The sequence below is a fragment of the Sediminibacterium sp. GW821-FHT12F12 genome (assembly GCF_058806635.1).
On sequence record NZ_JBXAPW010000004.1, the window covers coordinates 18,145 to 39,842 of the forward strand.

Sequence of the window (21,698 nt, forward strand, 5' to 3'; positions counted from 1 at the left end):
TAATTCGCTAATCCGCAAATTCGTAATCCGTTAATGGTTCCTACTTGGCCGCATGAATCACAAATTTTTCCGCAAAATATTCTTCGGGGAAGATCTTCGAGATCGGCATCATCTTCGGCCGTAATCCGCTTTCAAATATCTCCTGCGCCAGATCGCCGCCTTTTAAACAGATGAGTCCGTGGGGAAGTGTTTTGCTATGGTCTTTTTTCAATAATGGCGCACTCCATTTCCAGAGATCTTTTAAAGGGGCCACTGCCCGTGAAATAGCATAATCAAATTTGCGGTTTTTGATATCTTCTGCCCGGGTATGCTGAATGGTGATATTTTTAATACCGGCTCCCTCGCAAACGGCTTCTACTACTTTCAGTTTTTTGGCGATGCTGTCTACCAGGTGAAATTTCACTTTCGGAAAAAAGATCGCCAGCGGTACCCCGGGAAAACCGCCCCCGCAACCGATATCAATGATCTGGGTGCCCGGCTCAAAATCGGCGATGGCCGCGATACTGAGCGAGTGCAGCACATGGTGCAGGTAAATGCTGTCGATGTCTTTACGCGAGATTACATTGATCTTCGCATTCCATTCGGTATACAAGTCATCCAGTGCCGCAAACTGCGCGATCTGCTGTTCGGTGAAATCGTCAAAATACTTGAGGATCAATCCCAGTTTTTGCGGGGCGCTTTCCATATGGCAGGTAAGGTAAAAATGAAATAAAAGAACATCCAGATATCGAGTAACAGAAACCAGGGCCAGAGATCGGCTTCGTTCAGTTTCTTCATACCCTTGTACAGGATCACGGCCTGTATGATGAGACGTACTCCAAATACGGCCAATGCCATCCACCAGTTAAAAAACAGGATCGATACCACCAGCAAAGGATATAACAGGAATAAACTGAGTGAATATAACCCCAGCAAAAATTTGTGTTTGGGTTTGTAATAGCGGCCAGTGGTATAATGACGGTATTTCTGCGTCATCCAGTCACTCCAACGTTTTTTTGGTTCGCTCACCGTATGCGCTTCCGGATCTATTACTACGGCAGTGTTGGCTGCATTGGCTACCTGGTTGATAAAAAGATCATCATCGCCACTGGGGATCTGGTTAATAGACGAGAAGCCTTTGTTGCGGAGAAACACATTCTTTTTATAACTCAGGTTACGGCCCACACCCATATACGGCGTTCCGGCAAGTGCGTAAGAGAGATATTGAATGGCGGTATGAAAAGTTTCGAAACGGATCAGTTTGTTCAGAATACCCGGACGTTTGTGATAAGCACCATATCCCAGTACGATCTCCGTGTTCTCGTCATAGGCATCCTGCATTTTCTGCATCCAGAATTCAGAGGCAGGCGTACAATCGGCATCGGTCAGTAAAACGATCTCGTATTTGGCACTTTTGATGCCGATGGATAAAGGAAATTTTTTCCCACTGATCATCTTGGCTTCCTGGGTAAGCTGTATATGGTTGATATTCTTGAACGATTTCTGAAACTCTTCAATTACATACCTGCCTTCATCTGTAGAGTTATCATTCACGATCACGATCTCATGGGTGGTCTTATAATCCTGCACCAGTACCCCGGGCAGGTTGCGGGCCAGGTTATCGGCTTCATCGCGTGCGCAGATGATCACCGAAACGGGATGCTCCACATTCACTTCCCTTGCCGGTGGTTTGAAAAAAGCCAGCCGGCTGAAAAAATACAGGTAGTACACAACCTGTATGGCTATAACGGTGCAAAACAGAAAAAATACAATGGTCCAGGTGATGGGTGGTATCATCATCCGGCAAAAATAGCGTTTTGAGGGGTTCGGGGCATGGGAGTGTGGAAAAGAAGGCGCTGTGAGGGCGCACCCTCCATCTACTGCCGCTGTTTCCCTACTTTTGCGCCATGGCTTCATTGGATTTTCAGTTAGAGGTAACCGCGGAAGGTTCCCAAGCAAGGGCGGGAAAGATCAGCACCGATCATGGTGAAATTCTCACCCCCATTTTCATGCCCGTGGGTACCGTAGGTAGTGTAAAAGCAGTTACCCAGCAACAACTCAAAAACGAGATCAACGCACAGATCATACTCGGTAATACCTATCATTTATACCTGCGCCCCGGAACAGAAGTGCTGGAAGCGGCGGGTGGATTACACAAATTCAATGGCTGGGACAGGCCCATCCTCACAGACAGTGGCGGTTACCAGGTATTCTCACTGGCGGCCAACCGAAAGATCAAAGAAGAAGGGGTGATGTTTCAGTCGCATATTGATGGCAGCCGTCATTTGTTCAGTCCTGAATCTGTGATGGATATCCAGCGCAGTATCGGTGCCGATATTATTATGGCATTTGATGAATGTCCGCCTTATCCCATCGACTATGCCTATGCCAAAAAAAGCATGGAGCTCACGCACCGCTGGCTCGATCGCTGTTTTACGAGGCTGGATGAAACGCCCGATAAATATGGCTACACGCAGAACCTGTTTCCCATTGTGCAGGGTAGCACTTACAAAGATCTGCGCAAAGCTTCCTGCGATTATATCTCCTCCAAAAATGCCACCGGTAATGCCATCGGCGGATTAAGTGTGGGCGAGCCGGAAGAAATGATGTACGAGTTTACCGCGCTTTGCGCGGATAACCTGCCCCTGGCCAAACCCCGTTACCTGATGGGTGTGGGTACACCCTGGAATATCCTGGAATGTATTGACCTGGGCATTGATATGTTTGATTGTGTGATGCCCACCCGTAATGGACGGAACGGTATGTTGTTTACCACAGAGGGCGTGATCAATATCCGCAACAAAAAATGGGCCTCCGATTTTTCGCCCATTGATCCGGAATTACCGGTAGAGTCGAGCCAGTTTTATACCAAAGCGTACCTGCGTCATCTGTTTGTGGCCAATGAGATCCTGGGTCTGCAGCTGGCGAGTATCCAGAACCTTTCCTTTTATCTCTGGCTGGTAGGCGAGGCTAGAAAACAGATCCTGGCGGGTAATTTCAGCAGCTGGAAAAAGGGAATGATAGAGCAGGTAAAGCAAAGGTTGTAGGGTTCTTTTTGCAGAGAAATGAAAATGCGTCAGCCAACAAGGCATACGCATGATAGCTGGTTTCCCCCATTTTAACCTTTTATCTGTCACAACCCTGATCCCATTCAATATCACCCCTGTATCTTTGTTCCGATAACACACCATGAAGAAAATCGACTGGTACATACTGAAGAAGTTTCTCACCACTTTCTTTTTTGCCATCTTCCTGTTTACCATCATTGCTGTGGTGGTGGATGTGAGTGAGAAAACGGATGATTTTGTAAAGACGGGTCTGGGTGTGCGAAAGATCATCACTCTTTATTATTTCGGGTTTATTCCGCACATCATTGCATTACTGTTTCCGCTCTTCGTATTTATTGCCGTGATCTTCTTTACCTCCAAAATGGCCAATAAGAGCGAGATCATTGCCATACTGGCCAGTGGCACTACTTACATGCGCTGGTTGCGTCCTTACTGGATCGGGGGCAGTTTCTTATGTGTGCTCTTATGGTTTGCCAACCAGTATGTGGTGCCCAGGGCCAACCAGGTGCGGGGTGCTTTTGAAGCCAGGTATATTGATGGTAATAATTCCTATAATGCGTTGGTGGCCACCAGCAGTAATATTTACCTGCGGGTAGATTCGTTTACGTATGCCGGCATCTATTCTTACGATACACTGGCCAAAAGGGGAGGCCCGGTTTTCTTTTACAAAGTGCAGGATAACCTGGTAACCGAAAATATGCGGGCCGATGGGATTTCCTGGGACACGGCTACCAAAAAATGGCGACTGGAGGGATTACTCGAAAGGAAATTACTTCCCCTGAGCGAGAAGGTAAACGTGGAAATGACCAAGACCATGAATTTTACTTTCAAGCCTTATGATCTGAGCCGGGATAAATACACCAAGGATAAACTTACTTCGCCCGAGCTGGATCGGTTTATCCGCCTGGAAGAGCTACGGGGCTCAGAAGGGTTGAATGAATTAAAAGTAGAACGCTACCGCCGCGATGCTACCTGTATTACCGTATTGTTACTCACACTAATCGGCGCCATTGTGGCCGGCCGAAAAGTAAGGGGCGGCAGTGGGGTGCACCTGGCCGTAGGGTTCATGATTGCGGCGCTCTTCATCATCACCGACAGGTTCTCTACCATCTTTTCTACCAAAGGCGATCTGCCGCCGCTGATAGCTGCCTGGATCCCCAATATGATCTTCGTTTTTGTGGTGGTGTACCTCTACCGCACAGCCCCCAAATAATTTTAGCATACTTTCTACAACCTTGTCGCTATTTGTTTTGTTGTACAAGGCAAGTTGTTTTACCTTTAACGCTTATAAATAAAACATTTGTAATAAGTTATCTAACGTGCTTATTATCAAAGAATAATAAAAAAAATAGCTTAGTCATGGGAATAGTAAAAGAGCGGTTCAAAGCAAAAGCAGAAGCTTCGAATGCAGAGATCAAGGCTTTACTGAAAGAGCATGGAAATAAAAAAGTAGGAGAAGTAACCCTCTCGCAGGTTTACCAGGGAATGCGGGGTATTACCGGCCTGGTAACCGAAACCAGTTTGCTGGATGCACAGGAAGGGATCCGTTTTCGCGGCTATTCTATTCCCGAGCTGCAGGCAAAACTGCCCAAGGCTCCCAATGGCGGCGAACCCCTCCCCGAAGGCCTCTTTTACCTCATGCTGATTGGCGAGTTACCGGCGCAGGAAGATGCTAACCACATTACCAGTGTATGGCAGCGCCGCAGCCATGTACCCAATTATGTGTTTGCCACTATCGATGCACTGCCTATCAGTGCCCATCCCATGACGATGTTTGTGACAGGTGTGATGGCCCTGCAAACCGAAAGCCAGTTCGCCAAAGAATACGCGAAAGGCATGAACAAAAAGGATTACTGGGATGCGATCTACGACGACTCGATGGACCTCATCGCCCGTTTACCCCGTATTGCAGCCTATATCTATCGCCGCAAGTACAAGAACAATGAACATATCCAGCCCAATGGTCTGTTAGACTGGGCAGGCAACCTGGCCCACATGATGGGTTTTGAAGATGAGAGCTTTAAAGAACTGATGCGTTTATACATGACCATCCACGCCGATCATGAAGGCGGTAACGTTTCGGCACATACTACCCACCTGGTAGGTTCTGCACTGAGCGATCCTTTCCTGAGTTATGCGGCCGGTATGAATGGACTGGCAGGTCCTTTACACGGACTGGCCAACCAGGAAGTGATCAAATGGATCTTTGAAATGCAGGAAGAACTGGGAACCGATAACCCTACCAAAGAACAGATTGCTGAGTATGTGCAGAAAACACTGGCATCCGGTAAAGTAGTTCCGGGTTATGGGCATGCGGTATTGCGTAAAACCGATCCCCGCTTTACGGCCCAGATGGAATTCGGTAAAAAACACATGCCCGATGATAAACTGGTAAACACGGTATGGAATATTTACGAAACCGTACCACCCATCCTGCAATCGCTTGGAAAGATTAAAAACCCATGGCCCAATGTTGATGCACATAGCGGTGCCCTGCTGGTTCACTATGGATTGGTTGAATATGAATTTTATACCGTTCTCTTTGCCGTTAGCCGCGCACTGGGTGTACTGGCCAGCCTTTGCTGGGACAGAGCCCTTGGCTTCCCGCTTGAAAGACCCAAATCGGTTACTACCGAAGCCGTTAAATTATGGCTGGAAGGGAAGGAAGAGATATGGGATTGAGATTGTGAATGGTCAATTGTGAATGGTCAATTGTGAATGGTGAGTAGGGAGTAGGGAGTTTTTGGACTGATTGCCAATTGCCAATTGCCAATTGCCTATTGACCATTGACCAATTCACCAAAAAAAGTCCGCCGGAGTACTTGCTTCGGCGGACTTTTTTTATATTAGACGAAAGAGATTTCTATGGCAAAGTCTACCAAAGTTGCGGCAAAGCCGGTAAAGAAAGTGGCAAAAAAAGCAATTGCTAAAAAAGTGGTCGTAAAAAAAGCAATGCTGAAAAAAGCTGCGGTTAAAAAAACAGCTGCCAAAACAGCTAAACCTGCAAAGAAAGAGAATACCATTTCAATTAAGTATGCCGATAAATCTGCCGGGCAACCGGAGCTGGTAAAGATCTTTGATGCCATCAAAAAAATGATGCTGCCTTACGATAAAAAGGGAACGCTCATCCTGCATGCAGCCACCGGCGGTCAGGCTCATCTTGTTAGCCACAAAGCCATTGAGGTGATGGGCCGGAAAAGAACGGAAATGTGGTTGGTATCCCTGCTGGTGCAAAAAGGGTATGTGGGCTTTCATTACCTGCCTATTTATATGAACCCTTCCATGGCGGAAAAATTCAGTCCGGCCTTTATCAAATGTCTGAAAGGTAAAGCCTGTTTCAATATCAAAAAGAATGACCCTCTGATACTGTCAGAAGTACAGAAAGCGATCAAGCTGGGGTATGAAGGGTATCAGAAGCTGGGATGGGTGTAGCAGGGTATGAATATCGAATATTGAATATCGAATGTCGAACAAGGAATGTCGAAATACATTCTCTTTTATTTCGACATTCCTTGTTCGGTGTTCGAAATTTACCTTGCACTATTACTGAAATAATTGTATCGTATAATCCAACAATTCAATGCCCCCACTTTTCCCATGCCCTGGTATCACTATTCTTGTGTTGGGATATTTCTGCTTCAGTTTTTGAACGGTTTCCGGCCAGGCTGTAAGGTTGGCATCTCCCAGAAAACCTTTTGTGGCATTCATTTCCTTGATTAAACAGCCTCCAAAAACTGCATTGTCATCGGGGAAATAACCAATCACATTATCTTTTGTATGGCCTTCACCGAAATATTCGGCATACACTTTTTTGCTGCCGATGGTGAACTGCATCGAGTTGTCAAAAGAACGGAGATGCGAGATAATAGCGGGGTCTTTGGTTTGTAAAAGAGCGATCGTTTTAGAAGAAGCAAATGCCGGGATCTTGTTTTTACGAAAGCTTTCCAAACCGCCTACACAGTCTTCATGAAAATGCGTAGGAACAATGGCTTTAATGTTGCAACCAAGCTGTTTTGAGAAATAGCTGATCAGCTCCTCCGAACTCTTATCGTCAGTAGGCGTATCAAACACCATCGCTTCTTTGTTGTTCACCACCACCATACCGTTACACTCCACTCTGCCAAAACTATTGGTGTTTAAAAAGGAAATGTGCTGGTACACATGTGCGGATAATTTTTTGATATGCAGGTTACTGGATTGGTAAACAAAACCGCTGTCGTTACTGATGTATATGGCATTGCCAACCGGAAAGTGATTAGCTGAGGCCTTGCTGTTTACTATGAAGAATAATGCGGTTAGTGCAAGAATAAAGGAAGTTGGTTTTTGAAAGGGTGGGTGGTTCATTTTGTTAGTAACAAATTGGATTTGTAAAAATGATAAGTGTATAAATGAAGGTATGCATTTAAATGTTGGGTTGAGAATAAGCGGGTTAGAAATAGTTGAAAAATGCGGTTAAAACGGTACTTGTTTAACATGGGAGAGGAGAACTTCATAGGTCGCCGGTTTTTCTATGAGAGTTGCCTTATGCCACATCTTCGCAATTTGCAGGAAGATGCCTAAGTACTAAAGTTGATTCCGGATAAAAAAAGACTGTTTGGATAATTTATCGATAATCTGTAGACAGCTACACTGAAACAGGAATACGAAAGCTGAATGTGCTGCCTTTTCCCGGCTGGCTGCTGACAGAAACAGATCCGCCCATCGCTTCAATAAACTCTCTGCAGATCGCCAGCCCGATACCCGAGCCCTTGGTATCCGTCCGTCCGGGTACCTGAAAATATCTTTCGAATATTCTGCCCAGGTATTGTTCTTCAATACCGGCTCCATGATCTGTTACAGAAAATTGTACCGTATCATTGGTTCGCTGCACATCGAGATACACGGTGGTTCCGGGATTGGAGAATTTGATGGCGTTGGTGAAAAAATTATTGAGCACCCAGCCTGCTTTGTCTGCATCGGCTTTTACTTCCGGCAATTGCTCTGCAATATGTGACTCGATGCTGATGTTTTTTTCTCGTGCCGTACCCGCTACGGCTTTTAGAGAGGTTTCAATGACAGGATATAGATTAACGGAATGGATATCCAGTTGCAATCTGCCGGCTTCCACCTGGCTCATGTTAAGGAGTTCGCTTAAGATCCGTAGCATGCGCTGGTTATCATTTCTTAGTTGACCTACCAGCCCTTTTTGTTCCTCAGACAGATCCCCTACACGTGTATCTTCTAAGAGTTTCAGACTGAAGTCAGAGGAAGCCAGCGGCGTTTTTAATTCATGGCTGACGGTAGCGATAAAATTGGTTTTGGCCACATCCATTTCTTTGAAAGAAGTAATATTCTTCAGTACGATTACTCTGCTCATAGCATCGCCCTGTTGTACATCAACCGTCTCCTTTGTATAATAATTTTCTTTTCCCTCTACCACGATCTTGAAAGGAGAAGAGCTGTCATTTTCCAGCAGGAATTTCAATAGGTCGTTCTTTTCTGTAAGAGCAGACACAGGCTTTCCTATGGTTTCTTCAGCCTTCATTCCTAATAGCTGCAATGCCTGGGCGTTGGCAAATAAAAGCGTACGATTCCGATCAATACCGATACTTGCATCCTTTAAGGAATTGATCACGGCCTCTGCCCGGGCTTTTTCAAAGATCAGTTTATTGAGATTGCTGTTCTCGAATGCTTCCAATCTTTCGGTCATTGTATTGAATGCGTCTGCCAACTGGCCGAATTCATCTTTTTGTTCAAGGTGTATACGGTACCGGTAATTTTTTGCAGAGATTTCTTTAATGGCATCTGTCAGTTTCTGTATCGGCGTTACAACGACCGATGGAAAATTGAATGCAAAAGTGAGGGCGATTAATAAACTGATGGAAGTAACGAGGATAATGATGGTGTAGGCAGTTTCTGCATCTTTCTCAGAATGCTCATTTTTTCTTTCAATGGCCTGCATATTCAGTTGCAGTATCCGGTCTATTCCTGAACGGAGCGCCTGATAGCTGGCCGGATCACCTGGATGATTTTTAAGGGTAGTGAATGCACTTCGGATATTTTTAGTCGCTTCCGCTTCTCCGTTTTCAGTGATATTGTTTTCCTGTGCGCGTAGAAGTTTTTCAAATCTTGGAATAGCCATTAGCGGAAATTCCGGAATGCTATCCAGTTGCCGCTGCATGGCATGACCATACTCAAGGGATTCATAATTATCCCGGAGAATATTTTTAGAAGCGTTGGTCAGGCTGAGCTGGTAATAAATGCTGACACCGCCGGAAAGCACGAGCAGTAGCAGAAGGAAAAGGGTGCCGAACTGGATCTTATTTTTAATACTAAATGCCATGCTATGACAAAATAACGATATCCACCTGGTTCTTTGACAGGGTTTTTAATAACTGGTTGAAGATACTGGTCTTCAGGATCACCTGGAATAGGTTAAAATGCGGTTTCCCGATACAAACAGTGGTGATATGTTTGTCCAGAACAATATCCATAATAACCCTTGCTACATTGTCTTCTTTTACCTGTATCACTTCTGCACCCAGTTCAGTGGCGTTCTTGAAATTGTTGATCAGGTGCCGCTGCGCCGCCAGCGGTATCCGATCAGTTGCTTCTTTCGGTGTCTGCACATACAGCACAAACCAGTGACTGTTATAGTAGGAAGCAAGTCTGGCGGTCTTACGTATCACACGCTGAGCAATTTCGTGGTTAGAAGAGATGCAGGCAAGGAAACGCTCATGCCGGTAGGCATTCTTTTTAGCGGTCACTTCATAATCCACTTTTCTTTCGACCTGCCCGGCTACTTCTTTCAATGCCAGTTCTCTGAGTTGTAATATTTTTTCCGGCTGAAAGAAATTCGTCAACGCCTGTTGCACTTTCGCCGGGTCGTAGATTTTTCCTTCCTTGAGCCGCGTGATCAGTTCATCTGCCGTAAGATCGATATTCACTACTTCGCTGGCGATCTGCAATATTCTGTCGGGTACGCGTTCGTGTACGGTTACACCGGTGATCTCCCGTACTTCTTCATTAATGCTCTCAATATGCTGTATGTTGACAGCGCTGATCACATCAATGCCTGCATCAAGGATATCCAGCACATCCTGCCACCGCTTTTCATTCTTGCTGCCTGGAATATTGGTATGTGCGAGTTCATCCACGACCACTACATCCGGATGCAGGAGCAGGATCGCGGGCACGTCCAGTTCTTCCAGGCGCTTGCCTTTGTAAAATACCTCCCTACGCGGGATCAAAGGTAATCCATCAAGCAACGCATGTGTTTCCTGTCGGTTATGGGTTTCAATATAACCGATGCGGATATTGACACCGGCTGCCAATAATCGGTGTGCTTCCTGCAGCATACGGTAAGTTTTGCCCACACCGGCACTCATACCGATATATATCTTCAGTTTACCTTTTCCTTCTCCGGAAACTTTCTTCAGCCATATATCTGCAGCTTCGTTTGGCATACTAAAAACTGATGGCGATGGCCGTTGATAAAAAAGTATTGCTGCTGACAGTTGTATTGTCTTTGGAAAAAATCGCATCCTTGCTCGATAGTGTCCTGGCCTCCAGTCGCCAGGCGGCATTGCTGGCAACAGCTACATCAAAGTTCGCAGACCATCCCCAGGTACGAAACCCATTCGGTGTTCCCGTTGCAATGATCACACCGTTTTGATCTGCGTAATATTCACCACGCAAGGCTAATGCGGTTTTTGACGAAGTATTGATCTTCACGATCAATACCGGACTATACCAGTAATTCATCCTGCTACTACCTTTGGCCTGCTGCTCCATTCCTGCATCAAGCCCTGCGGTAAGGCCAACTGTATTGCTGAGTTGAAAGATACCGTAGAAATTATGGAAGTAACGCATCTGTCGTGTACTATCGGGTTTATCATTGCCGATAAACGTGCTGCTGTTAAGTGTGATACGCGCATTCGGTTTATAAGTGACCTGTGTACCGAAAGCAGGGGTTGTGTTGTTATCTATACGATGGATCCGTTGCCAGCCATTAAGTACAAGCGCAGCGAGGTACCAGTGGTTGTCTGTGGAGGTATAGGAAAGTCTGGCACCTGCTTCATAATAAGGAGAATTCTCTGCCAGCAGGCTGCGCGTCAGGTTCCAGCAATCCTTTCCAATGGCGCTTTCAAAACCGATATGCGAACCGAAGATGCCCGCATCCAGCCAGAGATTGCTGTTGCGTGACAGCTTAATGCCTGCGTTAGCTTCGTAGATATTTCTAAAAACACCCGGTTCTGCAGCAAGATTGGCGTTCATATACGTGCCAGCTGCCAGTGATAGATTGGCACGAACATTCTGTGTAACATAGGCTGCCTTGATATACCCGAGGTTCAAAGTCATTTCACCTGAACGGTTGTAACTGTATAAAAAACCCGGCCTGGTATGATTAAGCGGGTGATTAAAGTCTTTTACATAATAAACTTCCGCGTAACCGCTGATGGAAAGAGGATTAACGGTGGAATCCTGGGCATCAGCTTTTACCATAAAAGCCATTGATAAAATAAGCAAGAACTGTTTCATCTGTTGATTCATTTGAGTTTGTCTAAAGCAATATTGATACTGAGGACATTGATCTTTTCAATGCCGTTGATCGATTTTTCAGTGTATTGGTTGATGAGGGATAAAATTTTCTCTTTTGAGAGGTTGCGCACTTGTGCAATCCTTGCAGCCTGGATGGCTGCTCCCTGCTGGGAAATATCCGGATCGAGTCCACTGCCACTTGCGGTTAGCATATCAGAAGGTATTTGTGCTTTGGTGATGCCGGGGTTATGTACCAGGAAAGTATCTATACGGTCTTGCACTTCAGCAAGGTAGGAAGGATTCGAGGGGCCTTTGTTACTGCCTGCACTTCCTGCCGCATTGTAACCAGCCGCAGAAGGCCTGCTCCAGAAATAATGATCGGCCGTAAATTTTTGTCCTTCCAGTTGATAACCAACCGTTTTACCATCCACCGCTACGGTTTCGCCCTGCCCTTTGGCGGGTGCAGCCTGTGCGATGGCAAAGATAAGCAACGGATACAAACCGATAAAGAGTACGATGCAGACAACTGTGAGCCGTAGTGCAGGAATAATATGTTGTTTCATTTTTTATTTTTTTAGAACCAGGTGCCGATCACCAGGTCGATTAATTTAATACCGATAAAGGGAACGATCACACCTCCCAGGCCATATATTAACAGGTTACGTCTTAATAGAGCACTTGCGCCTATGGGCTTGTATGTAACGCCGCGTAATGCCAGCGGTATTAACAGGGGGATAATGATAGCGTTAAAGATCACTGCTGAAAGAATGGCACTTTCCGGACTGTGCAGGCGCATAATGTTCATGCCTTGCAACGCAGGAATGGAAGAGATAAAAAGAGCAGGTACAATCGCAAAGTATTTCGCTACATCATTGGCAATAGAAAAAGTAGTTAACGTACCGCGTGTCATCAGAAGCTGCTTGCCTATCTCAACGATCTCGATCAGTTTGGTAGGATCGTTATCCAGGTCCACCATATTGCCAGCTTCCTTAGCTGCCTGTGTACCACTGTTCATGGCTACGCCTACATCAGCCTGCGCAAGTGCCGGCGCATCATTTGTACCGTCTCCCATCATCGCAACCAGTTTGCCGGACTGTTGTTCCTTTCTGATGTAATTCATTTTGTCTTCCGGTTTGGCTTCAGCGATAAAATCATCTACACCGGCTTTGGTGGCAATGTATTTTGCGGTGAGGGGGTTGTCCCCGGTTACCATAACGGTCTTAACTCCCATCCTGCGTAAACGGTCAAAACGTTGCTGAATGCCGGGTTTGATGATATCCTGCAATTCTATTACACCCAGCACTTTTTCATTTTCGCTGACCACGAGTGGTGTTCCGCCGTTTTCTGCAATTGCTTTAACGTTTTTCTCCGTTTCAGGGGGAAAGGGGTTGCCTGCTTTCATTACAATCATGCGTATGGCATCGGCAGCTCCTTTGCGGATTCTGGTCTGTCCGAAATCTATCCCGGAAGTTCTTGTTTCTGCAGTAAAGGCAATAAACCTCGGGTGCTCTGTCTGGTAACTAAGCGGGTTGATGCCAGCCAGTTCAATGATCGATTTCCCTTCAGGTGTTTCATCGGCGAAAGAAGATAGAACAGCAGCTTTGATAAAGTCCTTGTCGTCGATACCAGGTGCGGCATAAAATTTGGTAGCCTTACGATTTCCGATTGTAATTGTACCTGTCTTATCCAGCAGCAGGGTATCTATGTCGCCGGCGGTTTCTACTGCCTTGCCGCTTTTTGTGATCACATTTGCCCTGAGTGCACGGTCCATCCCCGCGATACCGATGGCTGATAGCAGGCCACCGATAGTGGTGGGTATCAAACATACGAACAGGGAAATAAATGCGGCAATAGTGATGGGTGTGTTGGCATAATCACCGAACGGTTTCAGTGTTACACAGACGATGATGAATACCAGTGTAAAGCTGGCAAGTAAAATCGTGAGCGCAATTTCATTGGGCGTTTTCTGACGGCTCGCACCCTCTACCAAAGCAATCATTTTATCGAGGAAAGATTCACCCGGTTCAGTGGTTACACGTACTTTGATCTGATCGGATAATACCTTGGTACCTCCGGTTACAGAAGATTTATCACCGCCTGCTTCCCTGATGACAGGAGCTGATTCACCCGTGATAGCAGATTCATCAATGGTTGCCAATCCCTGTATGATCTCTCCGTCCATGGGAATCACATCTCCGGTTTCGCAAAAAAACACATCCCCTTTGCGTAATTGTGAGGAAGGAACGACCTTGATCTCATCCACGAATATTTCACCCACTACCTGGATCCATTTGGCAGGTGTTTCCTCTCGTGTCTTGCGAAGCGAGTCAGCCTGCGCCTTACCTCTTGCTTCAGCAATCGCTTCCGCGAAATTGGCAAACAGTAGCGTAAGAAATAGGATCACGGTAACGATAACATTATAAACAAGACTGCCCTGGCTGGTTTCGCCGTTCGCGATCCAGATACACACTGCGAACATGATAAGCGTACCGATCCAAACGGTAAACATTACAGGGTTGCGGAACATGGTCTTTGGCTTCAGTTTCCTGAAAGCCTGTTTGAGTGCGGTACCGACCAGTGTTCTATCGAATAATTTTGTATGGTTATTTTCTTTTGACATGTTGTTTCAGGTTTTATTTCATTCCGAAAAATTCAGCGATAGGTCCGAGTGAGAGTGCCGGGAAGAAGCTAAGTGCGGCTACAATAAAGATCACAGCAAATACCATGATGCCGAACGTGCCAGTATCCGTTTTCAGCGTACCTGCGCTTTCCGGTACATATTTTTTCTTCGCCAGAATCCCTGCTATAGCGATTGGTCCGATGATCGGCAGGAAGCGTGAAAGCAGCATAACGATACCGCAGGTAATGTTCCAGAATGGCGTGTTATCTCCCAGTCCTTCAAAACCACTGCCATTGTTGGCTGAGGAAGAAGTATATTCATACAGCATCTCGCTGAAACCGTGGTTGCCTGGATTGTTCAACCAGCCGGTGTATGCTTCTGGGTTATGCGCATATAGATAGGAAGATAAAGCGGTGAACGAAAGTATCAGAAGCGGATGTAGCAGTGCAATGATGGCTGCGATCTTCATTTCTTTCGCCTCAATTTTTTTACCCAGGAATTCAGGCGTTCTTCCCACCATCAGCCCGCTGATGAAAACGGCGATGATGATGAAAATGTAGAAGTTGAGAAATCCCACCCCTACGCCGCCATAGAAGGAATTGATCATCATGCCGAGCATCGTAAACATACCGGATAATGGCGTTAAACTATCGTGCATCGCATTCACGGAACCATTGGATGTTGCTGTTGTAGAGATGGCCCAGAAAGCAGAAGCGGCAGGCCCAAAGCGTACTTCTTTTCCTTCCATGCTTCCCAGCGGTTGTGCAATGTGCATACTGCTAATGGCGCTACTTCCGTTCATCTCCTGGTAAATAGTGGGTATGAGCAGCAGCAAGAAACCTGCCGTCATCACGCCAAAGACCATCCAGGCAAACCGTTTGCGCTTAAGGATAAAACCGAGCGCAAACACCATCGCAATAGGTATCAGGAGAATACTGATGTTCTCAGCGATATTGGTAATATAATTGGGATTCTCCAGCGGGTGCGAAGAGTTTGCCCCAAAAAAACCGCCTCCATTGGTGCCTAATTGTTTGATGGCAACCATCGCTGCCATCGGCCCGCGGGATACATGCACTGTATCGCCCTGCAGGGAAACAAACTGGTCTTTTCCTGCAAACGTCATGGGGGTGCCGTTGAACAGTAGAATTACGGCTAACACTATAGACAAGGGAAGCAACACACGGGTACAACTCCTGACAAAAAACTGATAAAAATTACCCAGCTTGTCTGTTGTTTTTTCCTTCATTGCGAAGAAAACAACTGCACACGCAGCCATTCCTGCGGCTGCACTGATGAACTGGAATAACATCAGTATCAACTGCCCGAGATAAGAAACGCCGCTCTCGCCGCTGTAATGCTGCAGATTGGTGTTGCTCACAAAACTAACGGTGGTATTAAAAGCAAGATCGGCTGTCATAGAAGGATTACCATCCGGGTTTAGTGGCAGCCAGGACATATTCATCAACACGAACATGGCGAAAAGAAACCATACCAGGTTAATGGTCAATAGCGCGGCAAGGTGCTGTTTCCAGTTCATGTCACGCGTTGGGTCAATACCCGAAAAACGATAGATCGTTTTATCCAGCGGATTAAAAAGTAAGTCGGGCCAGGTCTGTTCGCCACTGTATACTTTACCGATATATCTTCCCAGCGGGATGGCAAGTACAATGGTAAGGACAAACATCAGGACGACGCCAAGAATTTCTGCATTCATCGGGTTAAAATTTTTCAGGTTTAACAAGTACGTAGCACAGGTACACAAAGACCAGGATGGCTACTGCAAAGAGGTAGGTCATAGTATCAGATTTTTTCGAACCATTGAATAAATTTGAAAAAGAGTGCAAAGGCGATGATGCCAATAAACACGAGGATCAGTGTTAGCATATTGAATTGTTTGGCAGGGTATAGCCAAAAGGATGCCTGGTGTCGGCAAAAAATGGAAAATAAGGGAAACCCTTACCGGGTAAGGGTTTCAGGAAAGTGCAATTAATTTATGGCCCTCCCCGGATAAGAAAAACCCTTCCATTTTGGAAGGGTCGTTTTCATATCGGAAGGGTTAGTGTATGCCGAATTCTTCGATCTTACGGTAAAGGGTAGTAAGTCCGATGCCAAGCAGTTCTGCTGTTTGGGTCTTGTTCCCCTTTGTATATGCCAGCACTTTGCGGATATGCTGCTGTTCTACATCGGCAAGCGATAAAGAGACGGCTTTGTTTTTTTGCTGGATATCGAAAGGCAGTTGCTCCGGTCCTATCTCGGTTCCATCAGAAAGAACGGCCGCTCTCTCCAATACGTTTTTAAGTTCCCTGATATTACCTTTCCAGGCATGTTGTTTCAACAATGCGAGTGCAGATTTCTGTAGATGCAAAACAGGTAGTTGTTCTTTCGAGGCATACTTGCGAAGGAAATGCTCGCTTAAAACAGCGATATCTTCTATTCTCTCGCATAACCGGGGAAGTGAAATGGTAAAACCGTTGATCCGGTAAAAAAGATCTTCCCTGAAATGTCCCTGTTCAATTTCTTGTTCCAGGTTGCGGTTGGTGGCTGCAATAATTCTGACATTAACGCGTGTTGCTTTTTCATCGCCCAGGCGGATAAACTCGCGGGTTTCCAGCACACGCAGCAGCTTTGCCTGCAGTTCGATATTCATTTCACCTATCTCATCCAGAAAAAGTGTGCCGTTGTCGGCTAATTGAATGATTCCTCTCTTATCTTTTGTGGCACCCGTATAGGCACCGGCCTTATGGCCGAACAGTTCTCCCTCTAACAAATCCCTTGTAAAAGCGCTACAGTTAATAGCCACAAATGGTTTGCCGTTTCTTTTACTGCCCGCGTGGATTGCCCCGGCAAATACCTCTTTGCCCGTACCGGTTTCACCCAGCAATAAGACATTGGCATCGGTTGAAGCCACTTTCTTCGCAAGTTCAACTGCCTGCCTGATAGCCGGGCTGTCACCGATGATCTCTTCGAAACAGTAACCGCTATCACTTTTAACTTCAACAGCTTTTTTCCGTGCTGTGCGTACCCTGTCTGCTGCCTGGTGCAAGAGCGGAATAATGCGGTCGTTATCATTTCCTTTTGTGATATAATCAAAAGCACCGTTCTTGATAGCCTGTACGCCATCGGCAATATTACCATAAGCTGTAAGCAGGATACATTCAGTTAAGGGAAACCGGATCTTCACTTCTTTCACAAATTCTACCCCATTGCCATCCGGAAGTTTTACATCACATAAGAGGATATCGACTACCTTATGCTGTAGTGCCTGCATCCCAGCTTTCAGTGTACCGGCTTCTTCTACCGTAAACCCTTCCAATCCCACCAGTCTTGAAAGTAGTTTGCGTAAAGGTTCTTCATCGTCGATTATAAGGACAGTTGCAGGCATACGTAAACAAAACTAAGGAATTACCAATAAACACAAGGTTGCCAGCGGATCAACGAATCACCAGGGAGTAGCCGCTAACACCCGGATCATGCCCACTCAAAGAAACGGCCACCCCGGCGATAAGTAAAAATGAGTGAGGAGCACTCAGTAGGTCGGAGGGGCTTCTGTGAGAGCTAATGTGTGCCCATGTCTTCGCAGTTTAGCCATAAGAAAGACACCTAAGTTATCCTGCCGTGTCTTTCAAGTGCCCTTCAAGTGCCCTTCAAATGCCCTTCTGGTTCAGTTCTGGTTCAGTTCCTATCCAATTTCTGTTCGCGCTTACAGCTTTCGCAGCGTAAAGAAAAGACGAAGAAAGAACGAACAAAACAAGGAAGAAAAAGGAAGTGTCTTGTACAGAAAAAGCTTTAAAAATGCAATGTGTTCGGAACATTATATATTTTGCTACCCGGGGCTGAAAGCCCCAACAAGACATATTTTTATCCTTCGCATCCACGCTCTGAAGAGCGTGGCAAATTCTTTTTTTCTTTTTCCCGCTCTTCACAGTAGGTGAGGTATCATCTAAAAAATCTTTATCCGGGACTTTAGTCCGGATGTAGGCTCCCCTTAAATTGGCCAGTAAAATTAGAAGACAAGAATAGCATTTATCCAGATACCTCCAATATAACCTGATTCGATGCCTGTAGTTTTTGATACTTACAGTTCCTTTCAGATTTTTGATACCCAATTTTGAGGTGACGGCACTTTCAGGTATATGTGGACATAAAAAAAGCACTGATTTACAGTGCCTTTAAAGTGGAGTGTATCGGGGTCGAACCGACGACCTTCCCGCCGTTGGCGGGACGCTCTTGCTGAACTTGAGATATTGGAAATAAAAAAGTCTCACAAAACTGTGAGACTTTAGTGGAGAGTATCGGGGTCGAACCGACGACCTCTTGCATGCCATGCAAGCGCTCTAGCCAACTGAGCTAACCCCCCATAAATATGTTGAACCAAAGACCTTCCCGCCGTTGGCGGGACGCTCTAGCCAACTGAGCTAACCCCCCATGGGAGTGCAAATGTAAGTGCTGGGGGCTTCCAACAAAAATTTTTCTCTGAAATACGGTGAACAGGCCCGTGGCGCTGGTGGTAGGCCATTTTCTGCCAATGATTTTGCCGGATTTGCGCCAGCATATTGTTAGAAAACAAGGGATAAACCGGCTAATTTTTGGTTGATCAGGGTTAGTTCCTCATTGGTCAGACTGATCTCACTCGTTTTCGCATTTTGTGTGGCCTGTTCGGCATTACGGGCGCCTACCAGGGCAAGGGTAATGCCGGGTTGCCGTATGGTCCAGGCAATTACCAGCTGCGCCAGCGAAGCTTTTTTATCAGCTGCAAGCGGGCGTAATTCATCGAGAAAAACATTGATCCTTTTGATATTTTCATCCGTGTAAAAACGATTGCCTTCGCGGGTATCGCCTTCATTAAACTGGTGGCCGGGTTTGATCTTGCCGGTCAGTAATCCCCGTTGCAAAGGACTGTAGGCGATCACCGCTTTTTTGTGTTCGATGCAATAAGGAACAATTTCTTTCTCAATATCCCTGAACACCATGCTGTATGGTGACTGGCTGGAAGCCAGTGACAAAACCGTTTCAGCGGTCTTTAGCTGGTCGACTGTGTAATTACAGACCCCTGCCGCGCGGATCTTTCCCTGCTGCTGCAGTTGCAGAACAGCTTCCATGGTTTCTTCAATGGGTGTGGTAGGGTCTGACCAGTGAATCTGAAAGAGGTCTATATAATCCGTTCCTAATCTGCGCAGACAGTTTTCACATTCTTCGATCACACTTTCTTTGCCTGCATAACGATATACCTTAATGGGATTGCCATTATTGTCGATACTATCAATAAAGAACTGTCCTTTGGCCAGGTCCCAGCGCAAACCAAATTTGGTGAATACCTGTACCTTATCTCTGGATAATACTTTCAGCGCATCGCCCACGATCTCTTCGCTCAGTCCCTGCCCGTAAGCCGGGGCCGTGTCTATAGAAGTAACGCCCAATTCATAAGAAGCCAGGATCGCTTCCAACGCTTCTTTTCTATCCGCCCCGCCCCACATCCATCCCCCAATGGCCCATGCCCCGAATGTGATGGCCGATGCCTGTATCCCCGATTGTCCGATCTCCCTGTATTCCATATTGCTGAATTTAACTGTATTAAAGAATGGTATAAAATTACCAAAAGTTAATAATAATCTGATAGGTTAGTGTGAGTGATTACAATAATGTTTTAGATTTAAGGAGCCATGTGCGGATCAATGAAGGTTCATTGCATTCACTCATCCACTCATGCACTCATTCACTCATTGAACATCGCTTGCCATGTCAGACACTCCTCGTCTCAACACCAAAGGTGTTACACAAAATTCTTTTGATGCCATCGTTGTGGGATCGGGCATCAGTGGTGGCTGGTCTGCCAAGGAACTCTGCGACAAGGGATTAAAAACCTTACTGCTTGAAAGAGGTAAGGATGTGGTGCATATTAGAGATTATCCCACCGCCACTAAAAATCCCTGGGAGTTTCCCCATCGCGGCGAAATGCCACCGCCTGTTGCGCAGAAAGATCCCGTGGTAAACCGTTGTTATGCCTATGGTGAAGCCACCGATCATTTTTTTGTCAAAGACCATGAGCATCCCTATGTGCAGGAAAAACCCTTTGACTGGATCCGCGGATATCAGGTAGGAGGTAAATCTTTGTTATGGGCAAGGCAAACACAGCGCTGGAGTAAATATGATTTCGAGGGTCCGGGCAGGGATGGTTTTGCCGTTGACTGGCCCATCCGTTACGAAGATCTTGCACCCTGGTACACACATGTAGAAAGATTTGCAGGTATCAGTGGAAACAAAGACGGGGTAGAAACTTTACCCGATGGTGATTTTTTACCCGCCTGGGAAATGAATTGTGTAGAAAAAGAAATGCAGAAGAAGCTCCTGGCACAGTACAAAGACCGTTATGTGGTGCAGGGCCGTTGTGCACACCTGACTCAGCCCAGAGATATTCATATACAACAGGGCAGAACCCAGTGCCAGGCAAGAAGTTTGTGCGAAAGAGGTTGCCCGTTCGGGGGTTATTTCAGTTCCAATTCTTCTACCATACCCTGGGCGCAAAAAACAGGTAACCTTACCCTACGAACAGACTCTGTAGTACATTCCATTATTTACGACGAGGCAAAACAAAAAGCCATCGGGGTTCGGGTAATTGATGCACAGACAAATAAAGCCACAGAATATTTTGCCAAGATCATTTTTGTGAATGCGGCTTGTTTAAATACCAATCTCATCCTGCTCAACTCAACATCCAATCGTTTCCCTACCGGCCTGGGTAATGATAACGGCTTGCTAGGTAAATACATAGCTTTTCATAATTACCGCGGCTCTTTAACCGCTTCATACGATGGGCCGAAGGATAAATATTATTATGGCCGCCGTCCCACAGCCGTGATGATGCCTAATTTCCGCAACGTGTACAAACAGGAAATGGATTTTCTCCGTGGTTACATGGTGCATTTCAGTGCCAGCAGGGGAAGGGCCTGGGCCGATGGCATTGGCGGCGAGTACAAAGATGCCATGACCGAGGCCGGCGATTGGGGTATCTATATGATGATGCAGGGAGAAACGATCCCCAAAGAATCGAACCATGTTCGGTTAAGTAAAGACCAGCAGGATGCCTGGGGTATTCCGCAATTGGTTACTTCTGTAGGGTATGATGATAATGATGAGAAACTGCTCAAAGACTTTCTGGAGCAGGGCAAAGAAATGCTGGAAAAAACCGGCTGTACCAATATCCATGCAAGAGACAGTAAACAGGCTCCTGGACTGGATATCCACGAAATGGGTGGGGTGCGTATGGGCCGCGATCCCAAAACCTCGATGCTGAATGCATGGAACCAGTTACACCAGTGTAAAAATGTATTTGTTACCGATGGTGCCTGCATGACTTCTACCAGTACGCAGAATCCTTCCCTCACGTTCATGGCCATCACGGCAAGGGCAGCGAATCATGCGGTGGAGGAGTTGAAGGGCGGAAGAATTTAAAATTAGAAATTAGAAATTAAAAGTTTGGAGTTTGGAGTTTGGAGTTTGGAGTTTGGAGTTTG

Annotated in this window: 17 protein-coding genes and 1 tRNA gene; 5 read left to right on the forward strand and 13 right to left on the reverse strand. The window is 46.1% G+C overall.

Annotated features, from left to right (window positions below):
- Window positions 1-40 precede the first annotated feature (40 nt).
- Window positions 41-685: a 16S rRNA (guanine(527)-N(7))-methyltransferase RsmG gene (gene rsmG / locus AC1RNB_RS07685; protein ID WP_493082085.1), complete on the reverse strand. Its 645-nt coding sequence runs from the start codon at window positions 683-685 to the stop codon at window positions 41-43.
- Window positions 655-1,779 (reverse strand): glycosyltransferase, encoded by a 1,125-nt coding sequence (locus tag AC1RNB_RS07690; RefSeq protein WP_493082086.1) that lies wholly within the window; start codon window positions 1,777-1,779, stop codon window positions 655-657. Before AC1RNB_RS07690 ends, rsmG begins: the two co-directional genes overlap by 31 nt.
- Before the next feature lie 107 nt (window positions 1,780-1,886).
- Here AC1RNB_RS07690 and tgt point away from each other — a divergent pair, with 107 nt between their 5' ends.
- The 4 genes from tgt to AC1RNB_RS07710 all read left to right on the forward strand — a co-directional run bounded on the left by tgt (window position 1,887) and on the right by AC1RNB_RS07710 (window position 6,479).
- Window positions 1,887-3,026, forward strand: a complete 1,140-nt coding sequence (tgt, locus tag AC1RNB_RS07695; protein ID WP_493082087.1) for a tRNA guanosine(34) transglycosylase Tgt — start codon at window positions 1,887-1,889, stop codon at window positions 3,024-3,026.
- 142 nt (window positions 3,027-3,168) lie between these two features.
- Complete coding sequence (locus AC1RNB_RS07700) at window positions 3,169-4,260, forward strand: LptF/LptG family permease (RefSeq protein ID WP_493082088.1); 1,092 nt, start codon at window positions 3,169-3,171, stop codon at window positions 4,258-4,260.
- Between the two features lie 146 nt (window positions 4,261-4,406).
- A complete protein-coding gene (locus AC1RNB_RS07705; RefSeq protein ID WP_493082089.1) occupies window positions 4,407-5,729 on the forward strand; it encodes a citrate (Si)-synthase, eukaryotic in 1,323 nt (440 codons plus the stop codon).
- A 183-nt stretch (window positions 5,730-5,912) separates the two neighbouring features.
- Window positions 5,913-6,479 carry a hypothetical protein gene (locus AC1RNB_RS07710; protein WP_493082090.1) on the forward strand — a complete coding sequence of 189 codons (567 nt, stop codon included), beginning with the start codon at window positions 5,913-5,915 and terminating at the stop codon, window positions 6,477-6,479.
- Window positions 6,480-6,590: 111 nt separating this feature from the next.
- Here the strand turns inward: AC1RNB_RS07710 and bla are convergent, their stop codons facing one another.
- From bla to AC1RNB_RS07765, 11 genes are all read right to left on the reverse strand, one after another.
- Complete coding sequence (gene bla, locus AC1RNB_RS07715; RefSeq protein WP_493082091.1) at window positions 6,591-7,391, reverse strand: subclass B1 metallo-beta-lactamase; 801 nt, start codon at window positions 7,389-7,391, stop codon at window positions 6,591-6,593.
- A 280-nt stretch (window positions 7,392-7,671) separates the two neighbouring features.
- Complete coding sequence (locus AC1RNB_RS07720) at window positions 7,672-9,369, reverse strand: ATP-binding protein (protein ID WP_493082092.1); 1,698 nt, start codon at window positions 9,367-9,369, stop codon at window positions 7,672-7,674.
- 1 nt (window position 9,370) lies between these two features.
- Complete coding sequence (locus tag AC1RNB_RS07725) at window positions 9,371-10,492, reverse strand: sensor protein KdpD (protein WP_493082093.1); 1,122 nt, start codon at window positions 10,490-10,492, stop codon at window positions 9,371-9,373.
- Between the two features lies 1 nt (window position 10,493).
- Window positions 10,494-11,567 (reverse strand): porin, encoded by a 1,074-nt coding sequence (locus AC1RNB_RS07730; RefSeq protein WP_493082094.1) that lies wholly within the window; start codon window positions 11,565-11,567, stop codon window positions 10,494-10,496.
- Window positions 11,568-11,575: 8 nt separating this feature from the next.
- A complete protein-coding gene (locus AC1RNB_RS07735; RefSeq protein WP_493082095.1) occupies window positions 11,576-12,130 on the reverse strand; it encodes a K(+)-transporting ATPase subunit C in 555 nt (184 codons plus the stop codon).
- An 11-nt stretch (window positions 12,131-12,141) separates the two neighbouring features.
- Complete coding sequence (gene kdpB / locus AC1RNB_RS07740; protein ID WP_493082096.1) at window positions 12,142-14,187, reverse strand: potassium-transporting ATPase subunit KdpB; 2,046 nt, start codon at window positions 14,185-14,187, stop codon at window positions 12,142-12,144.
- Between the two features lie 13 nt (window positions 14,188-14,200).
- Complete coding sequence (kdpA, locus tag AC1RNB_RS07745) at window positions 14,201-15,901, reverse strand: potassium-transporting ATPase subunit KdpA (RefSeq protein WP_493082097.1); 1,701 nt, start codon at window positions 15,899-15,901, stop codon at window positions 14,201-14,203.
- Window positions 15,902-15,905: 4 nt separating this feature from the next.
- A complete protein-coding gene (locus AC1RNB_RS07750; RefSeq protein WP_493082329.1) occupies window positions 15,906-15,983 on the reverse strand; it encodes a potassium-transporting ATPase subunit F in 78 nt (25 codons plus the stop codon).
- A 260-nt stretch (window positions 15,984-16,243) separates the two neighbouring features.
- A complete protein-coding gene (locus AC1RNB_RS07755) occupies window positions 16,244-17,569 on the reverse strand; it encodes a sigma-54-dependent transcriptional regulator (RefSeq protein WP_493082098.1) in 1,326 nt (441 codons plus the stop codon).
- 901 nt (window positions 17,570-18,470) lie between these two features.
- Window positions 18,471-18,544, reverse strand: a tRNA-Ala gene (locus AC1RNB_RS07760).
- Window positions 18,545-18,743: 199 nt separating this feature from the next.
- Window positions 18,744-19,739: an aldo/keto reductase gene (locus AC1RNB_RS07765; RefSeq protein WP_493082099.1), complete on the reverse strand. Its 996-nt coding sequence runs from the start codon at window positions 19,737-19,739 to the stop codon at window positions 18,744-18,746.
- A 184-nt stretch (window positions 19,740-19,923) separates the two neighbouring features.
- Between AC1RNB_RS07765 and AC1RNB_RS07770 the strand changes: the two genes are divergently transcribed.
- A complete protein-coding gene (locus AC1RNB_RS07770; protein ID WP_493082100.1) occupies window positions 19,924-21,636 on the forward strand; it encodes a GMC oxidoreductase in 1,713 nt (570 codons plus the stop codon).
- Window positions 21,637-21,698: the final 62 nt, after the last annotated feature.